This is a genomic window from Streptomyces sp. NPDC006294, from assembly GCF_042870895.1.
GTDB lineage: Bacteria > Actinomycetota > Actinomycetes > Streptomycetales > Streptomycetaceae > Streptomyces.
This window is the reverse complement of the sequence record NZ_JBIAHV010000006.1, coordinates 255,119-274,232: the sequence shown is the minus strand read 5'-3', so window position 1 is coordinate 274,232 and position 19,114 is coordinate 255,119. Positions and strand designations below refer to the sequence as shown.

Annotated in this window: 20 protein-coding genes and 1 pseudogene; 10 read left to right on the top strand and 11 right to left on the bottom strand. The window is 71.0% G+C overall.

The features are described 5' to 3' along the window. Positions 1–39 precede the first annotated feature (39 nt). The gene (locus ACFYOP_RS12950; RefSeq protein WP_356896243.1) at positions 40–321 is read left to right on the top strand and encodes a metal-sensitive transcriptional regulator; all 282 of its coding nucleotides are present in this window, start codon (positions 40–42) and stop codon (positions 319–321) included. Between the two features lie 18 nt (positions 322–339). Here the strand turns inward: ACFYOP_RS12950 and ACFYOP_RS12945 are convergent, their stop codons facing one another. From ACFYOP_RS12945 to ACFYOP_RS12935, 3 genes are read right to left on the bottom strand one after another with little or no spacing between them, the layout of a single operon-like run. Further along, positions 340–1,086, bottom strand: a complete 747-nt coding sequence (locus ACFYOP_RS12945) for a sulfite exporter TauE/SafE family protein (protein WP_356896241.1) — start codon at positions 1,084–1,086, stop codon at positions 340–342. Next, positions 1,083–1,439 (bottom strand): rhodanese-like domain-containing protein, encoded by a 357-nt coding sequence (locus ACFYOP_RS12940; RefSeq protein WP_356896239.1) that lies wholly within the window; start codon positions 1,437–1,439, stop codon positions 1,083–1,085. Before ACFYOP_RS12940 ends, ACFYOP_RS12945 begins: the two co-directional genes overlap by 4 nt. A 35-nt stretch (positions 1,440–1,474) precedes the next feature. Further along, on the bottom strand, positions 1,475–2,836 hold the full coding sequence (locus ACFYOP_RS12935) for an MBL fold metallo-hydrolase (protein WP_356896237.1): 1,362 nt from the start codon (positions 2,834–2,836) through the stop codon (positions 1,475–1,477). Between the two features lie 195 nt (positions 2,837–3,031). On the opposite strand from ACFYOP_RS12935, the gene ACFYOP_RS12930 reads away from it, so the two are divergent. Then, complete coding sequence (locus tag ACFYOP_RS12930; protein WP_356896235.1) at positions 3,032–3,418, top strand: DUF302 domain-containing protein; 387 nt, start codon at positions 3,032–3,034, stop codon at positions 3,416–3,418. Positions 3,419–3,442: 24 nt separating this feature from the next. Here ACFYOP_RS12930 and ACFYOP_RS12925 read toward each other — a convergent pair whose 3' ends face one another. Then, entirely contained in the window at positions 3,443–4,192 is a 750-nt protein-coding gene (locus ACFYOP_RS12925; protein ID WP_356896233.1) for an SDR family oxidoreductase, read from the bottom strand. Between the two features lie 208 nt (positions 4,193–4,400). Here ACFYOP_RS12925 and ACFYOP_RS12920 point away from each other — a divergent pair, with 208 nt between their 5' ends. Together ACFYOP_RS12920 and ACFYOP_RS12915 are read left to right on the top strand one after the other, a co-directional pair. Further along, complete coding sequence (locus ACFYOP_RS12920) at positions 4,401–4,946, top strand: flavodoxin domain-containing protein (RefSeq protein ID WP_356896231.1); 546 nt, start codon at positions 4,401–4,403, stop codon at positions 4,944–4,946. A 57-nt stretch (positions 4,947–5,003) separates the two neighbouring features. Beyond that, positions 5,004–5,453, top strand: coding sequence for a universal stress protein (locus ACFYOP_RS12915; protein WP_356896229.1), 450 nt, complete (start codon positions 5,004–5,006; stop codon positions 5,451–5,453). A 15-nt stretch (positions 5,454–5,468) separates the two neighbouring features. On the opposite strand, the gene ACFYOP_RS12910 is transcribed toward ACFYOP_RS12915, so the two are convergent. Together ACFYOP_RS12910 and ACFYOP_RS12905 are read right to left on the bottom strand one after the other, a co-directional pair. Then, a complete protein-coding gene (locus ACFYOP_RS12910) occupies positions 5,469–6,167 on the bottom strand; it encodes a CBS domain-containing protein (protein WP_356896279.1) in 699 nt (232 codons plus the stop codon). Between the two features lie 131 nt (positions 6,168–6,298). After that, entirely contained in the window at positions 6,299–7,180 is an 882-nt protein-coding gene (locus ACFYOP_RS12905) for a universal stress protein (protein WP_356896277.1), read from the bottom strand. 160 nt (positions 7,181–7,340) lie between these two features. On the opposite strand from ACFYOP_RS12905, the gene ACFYOP_RS12900 reads away from it, so the two are divergent. Continuing rightward, complete coding sequence (locus ACFYOP_RS12900) at positions 7,341–10,025, top strand: GNAT family N-acetyltransferase (protein ID WP_356896227.1); 2,685 nt, start codon at positions 7,341–7,343, stop codon at positions 10,023–10,025. A gap of 41 nt (positions 10,026–10,066) precedes the next feature. Here ACFYOP_RS12900 and ACFYOP_RS12895 read toward each other — a convergent pair whose 3' ends face one another. After that, the gene (locus ACFYOP_RS12895) at positions 10,067–10,954 is read right to left on the bottom strand and encodes a universal stress protein (RefSeq protein ID WP_356896275.1); all 888 of its coding nucleotides are present in this window, start codon (positions 10,952–10,954) and stop codon (positions 10,067–10,069) included. A 220-nt stretch (positions 10,955–11,174) separates the two neighbouring features. Next, entirely contained in the window at positions 11,175–12,275 is a 1,101-nt protein-coding gene (locus ACFYOP_RS12890; protein WP_356896225.1) for an alcohol dehydrogenase catalytic domain-containing protein, read from the bottom strand. Between the two features lie 415 nt (positions 12,276–12,690). On the opposite strand from ACFYOP_RS12890, the gene ACFYOP_RS12885 reads away from it, so the two are divergent. From ACFYOP_RS12885 to ACFYOP_RS12865, 5 genes and pseudogenes are all read left to right on the top strand, one after another. Further along, a complete protein-coding gene (locus tag ACFYOP_RS12885) occupies positions 12,691–12,870 on the top strand; it encodes a hypothetical protein (RefSeq protein WP_356896223.1) in 180 nt (59 codons plus the stop codon). Beyond that, the gene (locus ACFYOP_RS12880) at positions 12,863–14,428 is read left to right on the top strand and encodes an AAA family ATPase (RefSeq protein WP_388451436.1); all 1,566 of its coding nucleotides are present in this window, start codon (positions 12,863–12,865) and stop codon (positions 14,426–14,428) included. The genes ACFYOP_RS12885 and ACFYOP_RS12880 overlap by 8 nt, the downstream gene beginning before the upstream one ends. Before the next feature lie 176 nt (positions 14,429–14,604). Continuing rightward, positions 14,605–15,240 (top strand): hypothetical protein, encoded by a 636-nt coding sequence (locus ACFYOP_RS12875; RefSeq protein ID WP_356896221.1) that lies wholly within the window; start codon positions 14,605–14,607, stop codon positions 15,238–15,240. Continuing rightward, positions 15,176–16,762 (top strand): FAD-dependent monooxygenase, encoded by a 1,587-nt coding sequence (locus ACFYOP_RS12870; protein WP_356896271.1) that lies wholly within the window; start codon positions 15,176–15,178, stop codon positions 16,760–16,762. The genes ACFYOP_RS12875 and ACFYOP_RS12870 overlap by 65 nt, the downstream gene beginning before the upstream one ends. 114 nt (positions 16,763–16,876) lie before the next feature. Next, positions 16,877–17,141 (top strand): annotated as a pseudogene (locus ACFYOP_RS12865) (MBL fold metallo-hydrolase); the annotation flags it as partial. Positions 17,142–17,379: 238 nt separating this feature from the next. Here the strand turns inward: ACFYOP_RS12865 and ACFYOP_RS12860 are convergent. The 3 genes from ACFYOP_RS12860 to ACFYOP_RS12850 form a co-directional block, all read right to left on the bottom strand. Continuing rightward, positions 17,380–17,646: a metal-sensitive transcriptional regulator gene (locus tag ACFYOP_RS12860; protein WP_356896219.1), complete on the bottom strand. Its 267-nt coding sequence runs from the start codon at positions 17,644–17,646 to the stop codon at positions 17,380–17,382. 41 nt (positions 17,647–17,687) lie between these two features. Continuing rightward, complete coding sequence (gene trxA / locus ACFYOP_RS12855; protein WP_356896217.1) at positions 17,688–18,044, bottom strand: thioredoxin; 357 nt, start codon at positions 18,042–18,044, stop codon at positions 17,688–17,690. 204 nt (positions 18,045–18,248) lie between these two features. After that, positions 18,249–19,109, bottom strand: a complete 861-nt coding sequence (locus ACFYOP_RS12850; RefSeq protein ID WP_356896215.1) for a sulfite exporter TauE/SafE family protein — start codon at positions 19,107–19,109, stop codon at positions 18,249–18,251. Between the last annotated feature and the right edge of the window lie 5 nt (positions 19,110–19,114).

Sequence of the window (19,114 nt, the reverse complement as noted above, 5' to 3'; positions counted from 1 at the left end):
CCGGTAAGATACCCGCACGGGTATCCCGAAGGAGCGCTTGTGGAACTGGCGATGGCAGCCGAGGAACTGAAGGCAGTGGTCAACCGGCTGCGCCGGGCTCAGGGGCAGATCGCCGGGGTGATCAAGATGATCGAGGAGGGCCGGGACTGCGAAGACGTGGTCACGCAGTTGGCCGCCGCCTCCCGGGCGCTGGACAAGGCAGGATTCGCGATCATCGCCACCGGTCTGCAGCAGTGCCTGACCGACACCGACATGGCTGCGAGCGGTGACCGCGAGCAGATGCGGGCCCGGTTGGAGAAACTCTTCCTGTCCCTGGCCTGACCCACTCCTGACGCCATGTCATGTCAGCACATCCAGCAGCATGAACGCAGCCACCGCCAACAGCGCGGACGCGAAAATGCGCTGAAGCACCTTGCCGGACACCTTGGCGGCCAACCGTTTGCCGTCCCACGCTCCGAGGATCGCGGTGGCGATGAACGGCGCGACGACGGCCCAGTCGAGTCCCGCAGTCGTCGAACCGCGGGTGACGAGCGACGCGAGGGCGTTCGCCGAGATCACCAACAGGCTGGTGCCGACCGCTGCCTGCATCTCGAAGCCCAGGACCGTGATGAGAGCCGGAACGGCCAGGAATCCGCCACCCACACCGAGCAATCCGGTGAGCGCGCCCAGCCCGGCCCCGGCCCCCGCCGCCTTCACGGGGTGCTCCGCACCGGCCTGGCCCGTGGTGCGGACCGGAGTGAGCATCCTGACCGCGGCGAGGGCCGCGACGGCGGCGAACGCGGCGGTCAGCATGTGCTGCGGCATACGGGTGGCGGCGGCTCCCGCAGCGGCGGCCGGCAGCACGCCGGCCGCCGCGAACAGCGCTCCCGTCCTCCACCGCACGTTGCCCGCGCGGGCGTGTGCGTACAGAGCGGTGGCGGATGTCGCGGTGACGATGAGCAGGCTCGCCGTAGTGGCTGCCGCCGGGGAGAAGCCGAGCACGTAGATGAGCGCGGGAACGGCGAGAACGCTGCCGCCGCCACCGAGCGCTCCGAGCGCCACACCGACGAGAGCTCCGGCGAGCAGCGCCAGGACCACCGCGCTCACGTGATGACGCCGCGGTCGCCGCGGTCGTCGACGACCGGCAGGCCCTCCCGGGCCCAGGCGATCAGCCCACCGGTGACATCGGCGGCCTCCACTCCGCTGTCGGCCAGGTATTCGGCCGCTCGGCGGGAGCGGTTCCCGGAACGGCAGATGACGACAACGGGCCGGCCCCGGGCGGAGGGCGGGAGTGCGGTGCCGGCCAGAAGCCGGGTCAGGGGCAGGTGCAGAGCGCCGGGTACGTGTCCGGCAGCCCATTCGCAGGTCTCCCGGACGTCGAGCAGAACTGCGCCGCCCTGCGCCGTCCGTTGCACGGCCTGGGCCGGGGAAAGGCGTTGGATACCGGGTCGGGAAGGCATTGTGGGTCACTCCATGAGAAGGGCCGTGCAAGCGTTCAAGCGGTACGGGTGAGGCCGGCTTCCTCGGCGGCTTCGAAACCGTCGTCGACCGCCACGACGTCCCGCCCGACGGCGTCCAGCAGGGAAGCGGCGATCGCCGCGCGCATCCCGCCGGCGCAGTGCACCCACACCACGCCGGGCGGCACCTCCGCGAGGCGCCCGCGCAGTTCATGGATCGGTACGTGTACCGATCCGTCGACGAAGCCGTTCGCCCGCTCCGAATCGCGGCGTACGTCCAGCACCACCACGTGATCGCCGCGCTCACGTACGGCAGCCAGATCGGCGAACCGGGCGCGCGGGAAGGACGCGAGCCGTTCGCCCTCCCCGACCCAGTGGTCGGGGGTGCCCGTGGCGGCGGCCGCCGGACGGTCGATGCCGACCCGGGCCAGTTCCCGTTGCGCGTCCGCGACCTGGTCGGACGTCTCGGCAAGCAAGGTGACGGGCTTGCCCCAGGGGATGAGCCACGCCAGGTAGGTGGCGAGTTTTCCTTCGCCCTCGAAGTTGAACGCCCCGGCGACATGCCCCTGAGCGAAGGCGACGCGATTGCGCAGATCGACGATCCATTCCCCCGCGGCCAGCCGCGCCGCGATCTGCGCGGCGTCGGCCGGCTGCGGAGGGGTCAGGTCGACGGGGGCGGGTCCGGCCGCGTTGACCGGGCCCATGTGCGCGTAGTAGGCGGGTACGTCCTCCAGCCCCGCGAGCATGTCACCGACGAACGTGTCCACGTCCTTCGTGAGCGCGTCATTGGTCTTGCGTTCCGCGCCGATCGTGGTCGCCTCCCCTTCGGACTGGGAGGACGAGCAGAAACTGCCGAACCCGTGCGTGGGAAGCACCCGGACGTCGTCGTCGAGCTCGTCGGCCAGGCGATGCGCGGAGGCGTGCTGAGCGCGCGCCAGCTGCGCGGTCAGCCGGGGCTCGACCAGATCCGGTCGCCCCACGCTGCCGATGAGCAGCGACCCACCGGTGAAGGCGGCCACTCCCCGGCCGCCTTCCTCGAGGACGTACGAGGTGTGGTGCGGCGTGTGCCCCGGAGTGGCCAGCGCGCGCAGCACCAGACCCTCGTCCACGGTCACGGTCTCGCCGTCGACGACAGGCGTACGGGCGAACGCCACCGCGGCGTCCGCCGGCACGAGATACCGGGCGCCGGTGACGCGCGCCAGTTCCAGACCGCCGCTGACGTAGTCGTTGTGCAGATGCGTCTCGAGCACGTACGCGATGCGCACTCCTCGCCGGGCTGCCGCGGCGACGACCCGGTCGATGTCGCGGGGCGGATCCACCACTGCCGCGAAGCCGGGGCCCCCGACCAGATAGCTGCGGTTGCCCAGGCCCTCCAGCTCCAAGCTCTCGACGAAGAACACGATCAAGGCTCCTTCCGACTTACCCCCCGGGGTATCAGTATCCACCTTAACAGAGGTACCCCAGGGGGTATTCTCGCCACGACGGCCGGCCTGGAATCCGCGGTACCGGCCGTGCCTGCAGCCCGCGGCCTCCGCAGGCGGGTCGAGGTCCGTACGGGTATGCAGGAACTGTCCGCGCAACCATCGGAGGCCCCCATGAGCTACGACCGCACCGTCCGTCTGGCGACCGATTTCCCGACCGCCGTGGCCGCGGTCCGCCGGGCTCTGAGTGATCAGGGCTTCGGCGTCCTCACCGAGATCGACGTCAAGGCCACCCTCAAGGCCAAGCTCGACCATGACATGGAGGACTACCTGATCCTCGGCGCCTGCAATCCGGCCCTGGCCCATCAGGCGCTCCAGACCGACCGCAGCATCGGCCTGCTCCTGCCATGCAACGTCGTCGTACGCCGCGACGGCGACACCACCGTCGTCCAGGCGCTCGACCCGAACACGATGGTCACGCTGACAGGCATGGCCGCCCTCGAACCGGTCGCCACCGAGGCGACGACCCGACTCGACGCGGCGCTGGCGTCCTTGGCCTGAGGCGGTTCCCCGCCTTCCCCGGGATCAGTCCCCGGTACCGGCCAGAACCATGCTGCCGGTCGTCGCGCCCCCGTCGATCACGAACTCCGATCCTGTGGAGTACGTGGCGTCCGCCGCCAGGAACAGCGCCATCGCCGCCACTTCCTCGGGCGTGCCGAAGCGCGGAATCGGCTGGTCGGCCACGATGGCGTCGCCCATGCCCTCGGTCATCGGGGTGGCGATCGGTCCCGGATGGATGGAGCACACACGGATCCCTGATGCGGCCAGCTCCAGGGCGGCTGCCTTCGTCAGACCGCGCAGGCCCCACTTACTGGCCACGTACGCGCCGAGATCGGCATAGCCCATGAGTCCGGCCGTGGACGACACGTTGAGAACCACACCGCCCCCCGCCCGCCTCATCGACGGTGTGGTGGCGCGCATACCGAGCCAGGGGCCGTAGAGGTTGACGTCCGTCACCCGCCGGAACACCTGCGGTTCCGTCGCCTCCATGGAGCCGAACTCGACCACACCCGCGTTGTTGACGAGCACCGACACCGGGCCGAATACCCGCTCTGTCTCCGCAACCGCAGCCGACCAGTCGACGGCGCTTGTCACGTCGAGGCTGCGGAACCGGGCTGCCTCTCCCCCTTCCTTGCCGAGAGCCTCACCCTCTTCCTCCAGCACATCAGTGATCATGACGAACGCCCCCTCGTCCACGAACGCGCGGACGACGGCTGCGCCGATGCCACGCGCACCGCCGGTCACCAGGGCCGTCCTGCCGCTCAGTCGCTTCATGATGGCCTCCTCCACATCGGTGAGGGCCGTGTGCTCTCACTTCGACCCTCACACCGGCCGGCCGCAACCACGAGGGGATGAACGTCCCTCGGGAACGGGCCGAACGGACCCTGCACCGGGACGCAGGCCCCCTTTGTCCCGGTGTCGGAATGACGAGCGGGCTGCCGTCGTCCGACCGGTGCAGACTGGAGGTCACGGAGGAGGCGCCATGGCTTCTGTACGGATCGTCTTCGCGTCGGAACATCACTCCACACAGGAGATCGCCGAACGGGTCGGTGCCCGGCTGAGCGAGCGCGGCCACGACATCGAGGTGCACAGACTGCGTCCCGGCGACACCTGGTCCCCGGGCGCCGGCTCACTCGTGATCGGCAGCGCCGTACACGACGGTGCCTGGCTTCCTGCGGCCGAGGAGTTCGTCAGGAGGCATGCCGAGCTCCTGTCCGGTCGGCCCGTGTGGATGTACAGCGTCGGCATGACCGCCGCCCTGCCCCGGCCGTTGCGCCTGCTTGCCGCACGAGCCGAGCAGCCGCGTGTCGTACAGCTCGTCGATCTCGTCCGCCCCCGCGAGCACCACCGCTTCTCCGGCGTGGTCCGGCGCGGGCATCTCGGCCGGAAGGGTGCCATGGCCTTTCGCCTGCTCGGCTGCCGTTACGGGGACTACCGGGACTGGTCGGAGATCGACGCGTGGGCGGCCGGCATCAGCCGGGCCCTGGATGCCCCGCCTGACCGGACGGAGCATCCCGGGGTGGCGTAGAGCATCCGGCGCGGGCACCGTGGACCAGGGGCGGCCGCGGTGAGAGGTGAGACGACCATGGACGGCAGTGAATCGACCCCCCGCATCGTCGTCGGTGTCGACGGTTCCGTGTCGTCCCATGCGGCGCTGCGGTGGGCGGCAGGGCACGCCCAGCTCGTCGGTGGCGTGGTGGAGGCCGTCTGCGCATGGGACACACCGTCGGAGTCCGGGTGGGCGGGACCGGCCACGGAACCCCGATTCGATCTGGAGCAGGCCCGCCGCGGCTTCGCCGAGGAGATCGGGACGGTCTTCCGGGACGGCAAGCCTGTGGAGGTACGGGAGAGGCTGGTCCGCGGCGACCCCTCCGAGGTGCTGGTACGCGCCTCCGAAGGAGCCGAGCTGCTGGTTGTGGGCAGCAGGGGCCGGGGCGGCTTCGCTCGGGCCATGCTGGGCTCCGTCAGCCAGCGCTGTGCCCAGCACGCGTCGTGCCCGGTGGTCGTGGTGCGCCCGGCCGACAGCAAGAAGTGAGCACCGCCCGACGTCTCACCGGCGCCGGGTGCTGTCCAGCGCCGTGGACGCGACCATGTCGCAGCGCACGTCGACGACCCCTTCGACTGCCCGCGTCAGCCGCTCCGCAAGCGCGATCAGTGTGCCGTCTCGCACGGTCCCTGTGATCGTCACACACCCTTTGTCCACGGTTGCCTGGATCCCCGCGCGGGAGACGGGGAAGAAGCGGTCGATCACTTCGCGCCTCACCTCGTCGGCGATGTCCTCGTCCGTCCGGAGAAAGACCTTGAGCAGGTCGGACCGGCTCACGATGCCTCTCAGGAGCCCCTGCTCGTCGACAACCGGTAGCCGCTTCACCTGGTGGCGTGCCATCAGACGGGCCGCCTGGGGCAGCGTGGCGCCGGCGCGAACGGTGACGGCGGGAGCCGACATCAGATCCCGCGCGGTGACGGCCCCGGCCTTGGCATAGTCCGCCAGGCGCTCCCGCTGGCCGATCAGCGTGGGCTCCATGTCTCGCAGTTCCTCCTTGGCCAGAAGATCCGCCTCGGAGACCACTCCCACGACGCGCCCACCCGTTTCCAGCACGGGCAGCGCGGTGACCCGCCACTTCTTCATGGCGGTCACGATCTCTTTGAACCGGGCCTCCAGCTCCACGGCGACGACGGTCGGAGTCATCACGTCGCTCACGATGTGCGGTGATCGGCGATTCACGGCACGCTCCCTCCGGGAGTGCATCGGCTCCGCCCACGAGGGGCGGATCCCTTCCATGTCAGCCTGCGCTTCGTGCACGTCGCGCAACAGGGCCGAGCGGCCCGCCGTACGACCCGGCCGAGCCCGACTCTCCGGGCTCGGCCGGCGGCGGCATGTCACTGGTTCGGCACGACCACGACGGGGCAGGAGGCGTGGTGCAGCACGGTGTGGCCCACCCTTCCGAGTTGCATGCCGAAGTGGGTGTGCCGACGACGGGCGCCGACGACCAGGAGGTCGGCCGCCGCCGACCGCGCGAGCAGGACCTTACGCGCCGGCCCTTCGACTGTGGCTCGCTTCAGCCGGACGTCCGGATGGTCCCGCACGGCCGTCTCAAGCGCCTCGTCGAGCAGCTTCGACGCCCGTTCCTCGTGGTAGCGGGCGGGATCTCCCGCGAGGAGCGGGTGGTCCGTCGATTCATGGGCCGGGCAGCGCCAGGCCCGGACCACATCCAGGGTGCAGCCCCTCAGCTCCGCTTCGCGAAAGGCGAACCGGACCGCTGCCGAGTCGGTGTCGGCATCCCCGACACCGAGCGTGATGCGGTGGTGTGCACCTGCCAGTCCCGCCTTGTCGCCACGCACCACGACGACAGGGCACTGGGCGCCGGCGGCCACGGCGAGGCTGACCGAGCCCAGCAGCAGGCCCGCGATGTCACCACGGCCTCGTGATCCGGTGACCAGCGCGAAGGCGTGCCGCCCTTCTCTCAGGAGAGCGCTCACCGTGTCGTCCGGAAGGACGTCGGTGGCGACCTTGACGTCCGGCGTACGGCGACGGACGCGCTCTGCCGCGGTACCCACGATGTTCTCGGCAAGCACCTGCTCGTCGGGACGGTCGAGGCCGGTCGCGAGTGCGGCGCCCTCGTAGCGTTGCCACAAGGACGCGTACACCAGGCGCAGCGGCAGACCGCGGCGAAGGGCCTCGTCCGCTGCCCAGTCGGTCGCCAGGAAGCTGGATTCCGAACCGTCCACGCCCACAACCAGGGGCGACTCCATCGTCCCCACCGCCTTTCTCCGAAGGGCCATCGGCTCTCCTTCTCACCGTCACACCGGAGGCATGCGGTCTCCAGGGCCGGTCGGGCCCCGGCTGATGCCCGTACGGCCCCAGCTCCCGTCCCGTCATGGGCGCACGCTGGAGGCGAGGACTCACGAGGAGGGCCGGCCGATGACGAGCACCGAAGTCTCCATGCACGCGCTGCTGACGGACGGAACCACCGTGCGCATTCGCCCCGCTCTTCCCGAAGACGCCGAGCGCGTATTGGAGTTCTATTCCACGATGTCGCCCGACAACCTGCGGATGCGCTTCTTGGCGACGGGACGTCGCTCGGCGGAGCTGGCCGCCGCCCGGGTGGAAGCGGCGCCGGAAGTCGGCTACCAGGCGCTGCTGGCCGAGGCGGGAGACAGAGTCCTGGGGATCGCGGACTACTCGAGAGAGCCCGGAACGACGTCGGCGGACATCTCCCTCGCGGTCGCGGACGATCAGCACCATCGAGGGCTGGGCACGCTGCTGCTGGAGCACCTCGTCGCCAGGGCGGGCGACGCCGGCATCACCGTCTTCACCGCGGACGCCCTCTCCGGGAATCACGCGGTGCTCAAGGTGTTCGCGGACCTCGGACTGCGCACACGGCAGCACTTCGACGGCCCGGAGGTCCGATACTCCATCGACCTCGCGCAGACCGACGCCTATGCGTCCGCCATCGACGAGCGCGGGCGCATCGCCGACGTCGCCAGCCTGCGCCCCCTGCTGAAACCACGATCGGTCGTCGTCGTAGGCGCCGGCCGCAAGCCCGGCTCGGTCGGGCGGGCCGTTCTGCGCAATACGCGCTCCGGCGGATTCACCGGCCTGCTGCGTGCTGTGAACCCGCACGCCGACATCATCGAATGGGTGGCCAGCCACCCCTCCGTGGCGTCCTTGCCGTATGTGCCGGACCTGGCCGTCCTCGCCCTTCCGGCGCCGGCTGTGCCGGAGGTGGCGGAGGAGTGCGGTGAGGCGGGCGTCCGGGCGCTGCTGGTGCTCTCCTCCGGCCTGACGCACGAGCAGGCCGCCGCGTTGCTGGCCCAGTGCCGGCGCTACGGCATGCGCATGGTCGGCCCGAACTGCCTGGGCCTGTTGAACACCGCGCCCGACATCCGGCTGAACGCCACCTTCGCCGCCCACCCGCCTGTGCCGGGTACGGCCGGAGTGGCTGTCCAGTCGGGCGGTGTGGGCATCGCACTCCTGGACGGCCTGTCCCGGCTCGGCATCGGCGTGTCGACCTTCGTCTCACTCGGCGACAAGTACGACGTGAGTGGAAACGACGTCCTGCGGTGGTGGGAGAGCGACGGTCGCACCGATCTCGCCGTACTGCACCTGGAGTCCTTCGGCAACCCCCGTGCGTTCTCCCGCACCGCCCGCCGGGTCACCCGCTCCATGCCCGTCCTCACCGTCGACGCGGGCCGGTCCGATGCGGGACGAAGGGCTGCCGCCTCCCACACTGCGGCCGCCGCGACGCCCACCATGACCCGGGCCGCCCTGTTCGCCCAGGCCGGCGTCATCGCCACCCGCACCATCGGTGAACTCCTCGACACCGCGGCACTTCTGAAGACCCAGCCGCTGCCGGACGGCGCCCGGGTCGCCGTGGTGACCAACGCCGGCGGGGCCGGCGTGCTCGCGGCCGACGCATGCGACGAGGCCGGGCTCACCGTGCCCGTACTGAGCGATGCGACCACCAAGGATCTGCTGGCCGGACTGCCACCGGGCGCAAGCGCCGCCAACCCTGTGGACGCCACGGCGGCCGTCGGCGAGGAAGAGCTGCGACGGTGCATCGACCGGCTCGGCCTGTGCGCCGAAGTCGACGCCGTGCTCGTGGTGCTCGTTCCGACCGCGGTCGCTGCCGCCGTCGGCGACGATCTGGTGAACGCGCTGATCAACCGATCGGCCCGCCCGCCACGACCGGTTGTCGCGGTGCTGCCTTCGCAGAGCACCCGCGTCGAACTGCTGCCGACACGCGACGGCGGTCGCGTGCCTGCCTTCGGGGACGCACAGGACGCCGCACGCGCGCTGGCGCAAGCCGTGTCGCGCACCCGGTGGCTGTCGAGGCCCTTCGGTACGGTTCCCGAACTGACCGACGTCAACAGCGCCGCGGCACGTGCGGTGGCCGTCCGCTTCCTCGACGAGCACCCGCAGGGCGGCTGGCTCGACCCGATGACGACCGCAGAGCTTCTCGGCAGCTACTCGCTCCCCCTGTCCCCCTGGGGCTGGGCCGCCGACGAGACCGAGGCGGTCCGGACTGCCGAACAGCTCGCCGGGTCGGACGGGGGCGTGGTGATGAAGGCGTACTGGCCAGGACTCGTGCACAAGAGCGCCCTCGGAGCCGTCGTGCTCGACCTGCGCGGTCCCGGACAGGTGCGGTCCGCCTACCGGGACATGGCCCGGCGCTTCGGCGACCGGATGACCGGGGTCGTCATCCAGCCGCTGGCCGGCCGCGGTACCGAATTCTTTGCCGGAGTCGTCCAGGACCCGGTGTTCGGGCCCCTGGTGTTGTTCGGGCTGGGCGGAACAGCCACGGAAGTCCTCGCCGACCACGCGGCCCGGCTCGCGCCGCTGACCGATGTGGACGTGCAGGAGCTGATGCGGTCACCACGCTGTGCGCCTCTGCTGTTCGGCCGTCGCGGAAGTGCCCCGCTCGACGTGGCGGGGGTCGAGCAGGTGCTGCTCCGCCTCTCCCGGATGGCGTCCGACGTGCCTGAGCTGTCCGAGGTGGACCTCAACCCCGTTCTGGCCCGCGCGGGATCCGTCAGCCTGGTCGATGTACGTGTCCTGCTGAAGCCGGCGCACGCCGTCGACCCCTCTCTCCGCAGACTTCGCTGACCGACGAGGATGCCGCCGGCCCGAAGCCCGTGCCCCACCCGCTACAGCGGGTGGGGCACCACCGCTACGGGGCAGGCCACATGATGGATCATCGCGTGCGTGACCGGACCGATGCGCGTGCCGGCGCCGGCGTGATGACCGACGACGACGAGGCTCGCATCCTCTGCGGCGAGGAGCAGGCAGTGCGCAGCACGCTCCTCGGCCAGCCGCTCGACGACAGCCACCTCTGGATACTTTTCGCGCCATGGGTGCAGCACCGCGGCGAGCGACAGCCTCGTCTCGTTCCGCATGGTGTCGGCCTCGGCCGCCGGCGTCAGGCCGTACGCGTGCGAAGCGGGAAGCTTCCATGCGTAGACGGCGGTCAGTGACGTCGACCGCGCCTTCGCTGCCTCGAAGGCGAACGACAACAGCGACTCGTCCGGGTGCTCCAGGTCAAGGCCGAGGACGACCGGCCGGAACGCCGTCCGCTCTGCTGCCGGGGCCGTCCAGGCGTGAGCATGTTCCTCCTCCGCGCGTTCACCGGCCCGGACGAGAACGACCGGGCCTCGTGCCTGGGCCGTGACGTCAAGGGCCACCGAACCGATCACGAAGCCCGCGAGGCTGCTGAATCCACGGGAACCCAGGGCGAGCACACCGGAGGTCTCCGCCGCGGCCAGCAGGGCGGTCACCGGCGCGTCCGCGGTCCGGTGGGGAACGATGTGCAGGCCGGGGTGGTCCGCCAGCAGCCTCCTGGCCGTGTGGTCCAGAGCTCTGTTCACGCGCTCGGCCGGTACGTCGATCTCGGGGAGGTGCGTGCGCGGAGTCGGTTCGTACCCGGCCTGCAGCAAGGTCAGAGGCACACCTCGGAGCATCGCCTCACGAGCCGCCCACTGGGCAGCGGCGTTGCTCTCGGCTGACCCGTCTATGCCTACGGTGACCGTCTTACGCATGACGCGCCCTTCGGTGTCTACGAAACGTCGTCCACAGACTCCCGGGTAGCCGCCGTGGCTCATGTGGCGGAAGGAGTCCCACCCGCTTCTCGCGGATCCTGATTGCGCGGTGCACGGTTCACGACCGCTTCTCCGCGCCTCGCCCAGGACTCCTTCCGTCAACTTCAGACAACCACCGCCCGCAGCCTGCCACCAGGGCCTGTCGGCCCCCGATCAGCCCTCAGCTCTCGCTCCCCGGCCCGCCGTCCCGCCGGCCGGCCACGCTGACCTCATCGTGCGTGGGACCGCCCAGCACCACCTTGAGCGCCCCGGTCTGCGCTGCGCGGGCGAAGATGTCGTACGCCTCTTCCATCTGCTCCAGCCGGAAACGGTGCGTGACCATCGCAGAGGCCGCCGGAAGCTTCCCAGCCGCCATCATCCGAAGGAGCAGCGGTGTGGAGTGGGTGTCGACGAGTCCGGTCGTGATGGTCACGTCCTTGATCCACAGATCTTCGAGGTGGAGCGCGGCGGGCTTGCCGTGTACACCGACATTGGCGACATGGCCTCCGGGCCGCACCATCCGGGTGCACTGTTCGAACGCCTCCGGCACGCCGACCGCCTCGACGACGACATCGGCGCCGAGGCCGTCCGTCAGATCCTCGACCAGTTGCTCCGGCTCTTCGGCCGCATTGACAGTGGCGTCCGCACCCATGGCACGTGCTGCCTCCAGCCGGGCTTCGGCCAGATCGACGGCGATGATGCGTCCCGGGGTGTAGAGCTGTGCGGTGGCGATGGTTGCGAGGCCGATCGGACCGGCGCCGATCACGACGACGGTGTCACCGGGCCGCACACGGCCGTTGAGCACGCCCACCTCGTAGCCGGTGGGGAATATGTCCGCCAGCAGAACCGCGTCCTCGCTGGTCACGGTGTTGGGAAGAGGATGGACCGAGAGGTCGGCGAAGGGCACCCGGACATACTCGGCCTGAGTGCCGTCGATCAGATGTCCGAGCACCCAGCCCCCGCCGCCGCGGCACTGGCCGTAGCGGTTCTCCCGGCAGAATCCGCAGCGGCCGCAGGAAGCGATGCAGGAGACCAGCACGCGGTCGCCCGGGCGTACCGTGCGTACGTCGCTGCCCACCTCGACGACCTCTCCCACGGCCTCGTGGCCAAGGACTGTGCCCGGGCCGACCTCGGGAACGTCGCCTTTGATGATGTGCAGATCCGTCCCGCAGATCGTGACGGCGTCGACGCGTATCACCGCGTCGCCGGCGTCCTTGATCCCGGGGTCGGGAACGTCCTGCCAGGACGTCTGTCCAGGGCCTTGAAACACCAGCGCCTTCATAACGTCGCCCTTCCTCTCGACGGGTGTGCACCGACGGTCTGCAACCAGGGTCGCTCTCCCGGCCGACGAGCGCATGGGCCGCACTACCGGCTCGGGCTCGGGACGCATCGACACGCTCATCAGGGACAGGGATCTTCGTGAGACGGATGTCGCGATCGGTGCCGGGGCACGGGCCGTCGTCGCAAGGCTTCACGCGTGACCGTGACGACGAGCCGCCCTGCCCCTTCTCGCCGGTTCCCACGCCCCGATCCCCTTGGCGGGCCGCATGCGCCGCGTAGGGGAATGGGGTACTCATCGAAGGATGACAACACACCGCGCTCGGCATGTCGGCGACTCGAGGACCTCCACACCGGCGGACTGGCACCGTCATGCACCACCGCCATTTCGAGCTTCGTACGGGACGGAGGCCGCCGCCATGCAACCAGCCGTCATCGTTGGCCTCGACGGATCACCCGCCGGCCTCGCCGCTGCCCGCCGGCCCGCCGGCGACGCCAGGAAGCGCGAGCTCGGCGCGCGCCTGCTGTACGCGTGGCCGTTGCCGGCCCCGGAGCCGACCGGCGGGCGCTGCCCGGCCGTCGCCATTCCTCATGACTGAGCCCGGCCTCCGCGGGAGCCCAGCGTGGTCGCGGCCACAGAGCGGTGAGCGGCACGACAGCGAGACAGCGCCGCGGGCGGCGGTGTGCGAGACCCACACCGCGATCGTGTTCTTCGCCGGCGACCGTGCCTACAAGGTGAAGAAGCCGGTGGATCTTGGGTTCCTGGACTACACGACAGTGACGGCCCGGCGGGCGGCGTGCGAACGCGAAGTCGCTCTCAACCGCCGCTTCGCCCCGGACGTCTATCTGGGTCTGGGTGAGATGCGCAGTCCTGAGGCACAGGCGCCCGAACCACTCGTGGTGATGCGCCGTATGCCTGCGGACCGCCGCCTTTCCCAGCTGGTACGGGAAGGGGCCTCCGTCGACGACATTCTGCGGGCGGTTGCCCGGCAACTCGCGGCGTGGCACGCGAAGGCACCTCGGAGCCGGGAGGTGGACGAGCAGGGCACGCGGGACGCTCTGTCCTCCCGCTGGGAGACCAGCTTCCAGCAGTTCCGTGCGTTGGCCGACGACGGCGTCGTGCCGGACGGGGTGGGGGAGGTGGAGCGGCTGGTGCGCCGCTATCTCGCCGGTCGCAAGCCTCTGTTCGACTCCCGCATCAAGCAGGGACGGGTGGTCGACGGCCACGGCGATCTGCTCGCCGAGGACGTCTTCTGCCTCGACGACGGCCCCCGCGTCCTGGACTGTCTGGAGTTCGACGACCACCTCCGCCACGTCGACGGCCTCGACGACGCCGCATTCCTCGCCATGGACCTGGAACAGCTCGGCGCCCCTCAGGCCGCGGCGTACTTCCTCGCCCAGTACGGCGAGTACTCCGCGGATCCCGCGCCCCCGTCCCTGTGGCACCACTACGTCGCCTACCGCGCCTTCGTCCGCGCCAAGGTCTCCCTGATCCAGGTCGGTCAAGGAGCGCCGGGCGCGGGGGCCGCGTCACGGCGGCTGGCCTCGGCGGCGCTGCGCCACCTGCGTACTTCCGCCGTCGGACTGACGCTCGTCGGCGGGCTGCCGGGCAGTGGGAAGTCCACTCTCTCCGGAGCGCTGGCCGACCGGCTGGGGGTCACGCTGCTCAGCAGCGACCGTCTCCGCAAAGAGCTCGCAGGGATCCCGCCGGAGCAGTCCGCGGCGGCCGGCTACGGCGAGGGCCTGTACACGCCGGAGTGGACAGCCCGGACCTACGCCGCACTGCTCCACCGCGCGTCCGCCCTGCTGTGCTCCGGCGAGTCAGTCGTCCTGGACGCAACCTGGTCGGACGAGGCACAGCGCGAGGCCGCCCTGACTGTGGCCGAACGCAGCAGCGCCGACCTGGTGGCACTGCACTGCCACGTGCCGGGCGACGTGTCGGCGGCCCGCCTGAGCACGCGCGCCCAGGGAGCGTCCGACGCCGACGCCGACATCGCCGCCTCGATGGAGGCCCGGCAGCAGTCGTGGCCAGAGGCCGTCACGGTCGACACCAGTGGCTCTCTGGAGTCCGCGGTGGCCCAGGCCCTGGCAGCCGTACGCCCATGGGGCACGGGCCAGGCACCGGTCTTCCGCCGCCCCCGCACGGAGCCGGCCTAGACGAGCGGTTGCCCGGCCGGGGCCCTCGGGCCGATCCCCGTCGCCGGGCCCCGCCCAGGTTTCGCGGGACGCGGCGCAGTGCCCCATGGTGGGTTGTACGGGGAACTCCCGACCGGCGGGCGGCGTGGCAGAGCCCGCATCGCGGGTTGTCTTCGGTTCTGCGGGAGGAGGCCACCATGGGTGAAGAGAGGCCGCTCGCCCCGGGCGAGGCATGGCGCGCCGTGGCCGCATGCTTCCTTGCCACCTTCCCGCTGTTCTCACGGCACCGGATCCACCTGCCGGAAGAACGGCTGGGGGTACGGCTCCGCTTCGCCGACGGCACCTCGGGCCGCGTGTACCGGGAGACCCGCCTCGGCAGCGGCTTGGCGAAGGACCCTTGCACGCTGGTGGTCGCCTTCCGGCTGCGGCTGGTGCGGGGGCCCGCGCACGCGCTGTTCCGCTGGGAGAGCCTGCTGAACACTCCGCTGTTCGTCGGCTTTCCGGGCTTCACCTCGAAGCTGTGGCTGGCCCACGACGAGTGCGGCCGCTACCGCGGTGTGTACGAGTGGGACGGCGCGGAGCGCGCCGAGCACTACGCGCGTTCCTTGTGGCGGGTCCTGGCGCTGGTCAGCGTGCCCGGTTCGATCCGGTACGCCGTCGTGCCGGGAGTGCGCCGCGACGACGTCGTCGCGGACCCCGAGCTGCTTGAGGACCTCACCCCGGTCGAGGCCGCAGCATGGTGGCGCATACAGGCGGGAAGTGACGACGATGGTGGACGTCCTGGTCGTAGGGGCCGGTCCGACCGGTCTCACCGTGGCCCTGGAGGCCCATGACCACGGGGCGCGGGTCCGGGTCGTCGAGCGGCGTCCGGAGCCGTTCCGGCCCTCGCGTGCCCTCATCCTCCATCCACGCACCCTGGAGGTCCTGCGCCCCCTTGGTGTCACGAACGCCGTGCTGGCGATGGCGGACACCGCCCCGACGGCAGACCTGCATCTCGGCTCCCACGTCGTCGAAGCCGGGCTCGGGGACCTGGCACTGGCCGACACGGCGTTCCCGCACCTGTCTCTCGTGCGGCAGACGGACGTCGAGCGAGTACTGACTCGGGCGCTCGCCGACCGCGGGGTGACGGTGGGACGGGGGACTGAACTGGTCGCCGTCCGCGACGAGGGACACAGTGCGCGGGCCGTGCTGAGGTCCCCGCACGGCATCGAGGAGATCCGCTGCTCCTTCGTCGCCGGCTGCGACGGCCCGGCCAGCACAGTCCGGGCCTGCGCCGGTATCGGGTGGCACGGCAGGCCCTACGGCGAAGAGGTGGTCCTCGCCGACCTCGACCTCGACCTCGACGACATCTCCGCTCGCTCTGGTGCTCAGCTGTTCGCGGGCCGCCAAGGGCTGTTGTTCCTCTTCCCTCTCGGCGAGCAGGCCGACTGGCGGTTGCTGGCCACACGAGTCTCCACCGACGGGGCCGAGCAGGGCTTCGGCCAGCCCGGCTCCACCGTCCCGCATGCCGAACTGCAGCGCCTCCTGATCGACGCGGGGCTTCAGACACGAATCGAGCGCCTCGCATGGTCCGCGCGAGTGCCGCTGCAGTGCAGCCTGGCACGGGGTTTCCGCCGGGGGCGCCTCTTCCTCGCGGGCGACGCGGCTCACAACTACTCACCGGCCACCGGCCAGGGCATGAACGCGGGCATCCAGGACGCGGTGAACCTCGGCTGGAAACTGGCGTTCGCGGCGAGCCGTACCAGGGGCGGGCCCACGGATGACGTGATCGCTGAAGAAGTGCTGCTCGACTCCTACGACCTGGAACGCAGACCGGCCGCATACCGACGGCTGATCCTCACGCACACCGCGTTCTGGGCAGAGGCGTCGACCGGGCGGATCCCCTCTTGGCTGCGCGGAGTGGCCGCCCCGCGTGCGGCCCGGATCGTACCCGCCCTGCTGGACCGGCGCAGGCTGGTCGCCGAGGCCGTCCGTCTCATCTCCCAGTTGCGTGTGAACTACCGGCACAGCCTGTTGTCGGTGCGGGGAACACCTCCCCTGCGGGGTGCTCCCCGCCCAGGAGACCGCCTGCCGGACGCGGCCATCAGCCTCGGAGGGGCTCCACGGCGGCTCCACGAACTGCTGGCCGATCCGGGTGTGCACCTGCTGTTGCAGCGCGACGCCGATCCCCCGCCGCCGCAGGCGGTGACCGGCTCCCACGTCAGCGTCCTGCGATTGGCGAACAGCCCGGGCCGCGGTCTGGTTGCGGTGCGTCCGGACGGGCATGTCGGCTTCCAGTGCGGGGCAGCCGACCCGGCCGGGCTGACCGACTGGCTGGCACTGATCGGTGCGGTGTCTCCTCCCGTCCGGATGTGAACACAAGCCGCGAACGCAGGCACGGCCGTCGCGGGGGCGCATCGCGTACATGGCCGGGACACACCTGCAGCGATCGCTTCAGCGGTGCCGGTCATGTGGATCCGGCCCCACACGACCGGCGCCCGCCACCTGGTTCCGGCCGGGGCCTCCCTGGCCTGTGTCCGGACGCCCGTCGTCAACGGCGACGCCGTCGTGGTGAACGAGGGCGTGCTGCTGCGCGCCATCGCCACACCCGGCGAGACACCGCACCACGTGTTGCGTCGTGGAGGGAGGTCGGGCGGCGGTGGCGGCGTTCACCGGCGGATCGCTGCTGATCGGCAGGGTCGGGCGACCGGGCCTCGTCGAACCGCGGCCGGCCCGCGCCCAGCACGCCTGCGCAGGCTCTCGGGCCGGTCCGGGAGGCGACCGGTTCGTGTGATCCCGCTGTCGGGCGCACGGGGCGCCCTGGTCGTCGGAGAAGTAGTGGGCCATGATCTGCGCGCCTCCGCCACCATGGGACGGCTGCGGACAGCGGTAGCCCGCCGAAGCGGGGATGGTGTGGGCACGGTGGGTCGGAGAGGCGGTGCTCCACGGTTCCCTCACCCAATTGCGGCCCCTCCGGTGAGGGCGGGAGCGTCTCAGGAGAGGGAGAGGAAGAGCTTCTCCATCTTCTGGGTGTCCAGGCTGTCGGCTCCGCCCTCCTCGATCAGGCATTGCTTGAGGCCGCTGGCGACGATGGCGAAGCCGGCCCGGTCCAGCGCACGGTTGACCGCGGCCAGCTGAGTGACGACGTCCTCGCAGTCACGTCCTTCTTCCAACATGCGCACGACACCGGCGAGCTGGCCCTGGGCACGCTTGAGGCGGTTGGCGGCCGACCGCACCTGGTCGGCGGGGAGCTGGACCATGGGATGTTCCTCTCGGAGGGCCGGCCGGAAAACGGCTGCGCTCATTGGGTGGCGAGGGAGGCGCGCACCTCGTCCATGTCAAGCTCGCGGACGGCGGTGATCAGCTGGTCCAGGGCCCGGGGCGGCAGGGCACCGGGCTGGGAGAAGACCAGGATGCCTTCGCGGAAGGCCATCAGGGTGGGGATCGAGGTGATGTCCGCCGCGGCGGCGAGGGCTTGCTCGGCCTCTGTGTCGACCTTGCCGAAGACGATGTCGGAGTGGGTCTTGGAAGCCCTTTCGTAGACGGGGGCGAACATCCGGCAGGGTCCGCACCATGAGGCCCAGAAGTCGACGAGGACGATGTCGTGGCCGGTGACGGTCTTCTCGAAGTCGGCGGCGGTGAGGGCGACGGTGCTCATGGGACGGTTCCTTTCGTTTCACCGAAGTACGGGTGCTTGATACCCCCTGGGGTACACAACGCCAGGATGGGATGTGGCATTCCGCCGCCGTTCGAGTCGATGCCGCTCGCCACGCGGGGTCCCCGTACAGGTTTCCGACACGCCGCCGCCCCGGCGCACCGAGAGGACGGTGCGCCGGGGCAGCAGGGGGCCGGAGCGGGAACGCTAGGCCCTGTGGACGGCGCGTCGCAGCGGGCAGCGGGCGACGAAGCCGTAGCAGACGCCCGCTCCGGCGCCCAGCGAGGCGATGGCGGCGAGAGCCGGGACGGCTATGTGGGCGGGCGCCTGCTGGATCAGGACGAAGGCGCCCATGGCCAGTACGAACCAGGCGAAGAGCCGGGAGAGGACGTGTGCGGGGACGTGCCCGGCCAGTCGGGCCCCGGCGAGGCTGCCGACGACCGCGAACCCGGTGACGGCCAGGGTCAGGGTCCAGTCGATCTGGACGGTCGAGAGGTAACCGGCGAAGCCGGCCGCGGACTTCATCGCGATGACCAGCAGTGAGGTGCCGACAGCCACCGGCATGGGCAGGCCGCCCAGCAGAGCCAGGGCGGGAACGACGAGGAAGCCGCCCCCCGCGCCGACCAGGCCGGTGGCCAGGCCGACGGCCGCGCCGTCCACCAGGACTCTTCCCACCGGGAGCTGCTGGTGGGCCCGGTCGGGGTCGACGCCCCGGCGGCCGCGGAGCATGGCGGCAGCGGTGACGATCATCATGACCGCGAAGGCGATCAGCAGGACGGCGTCGGGGATGCGGCCGCCGACGAGACCGCCGGTGTAGGCGCCGGCCATGCCGGCCGCTCCGAACAGGACGCCGGTGCGCCAGCGGACCCGTCCGCCGCGGGCATGGCTGATCATGCCCACGGCGGAGGTGACGCCGACGACGAACAGGGAGGTGGCGATGGCCTCCTTGGCGTCCATGCCCGCGACGTAGACCAGCAGCGGCACGGTCAGGATCGACCCGCCTCCCCCGAGCAGGCCGAGGGAGACGCCGACCAGCAGCGCGAGGACCAGGACGAGCGCCAGCGTCATGGTGA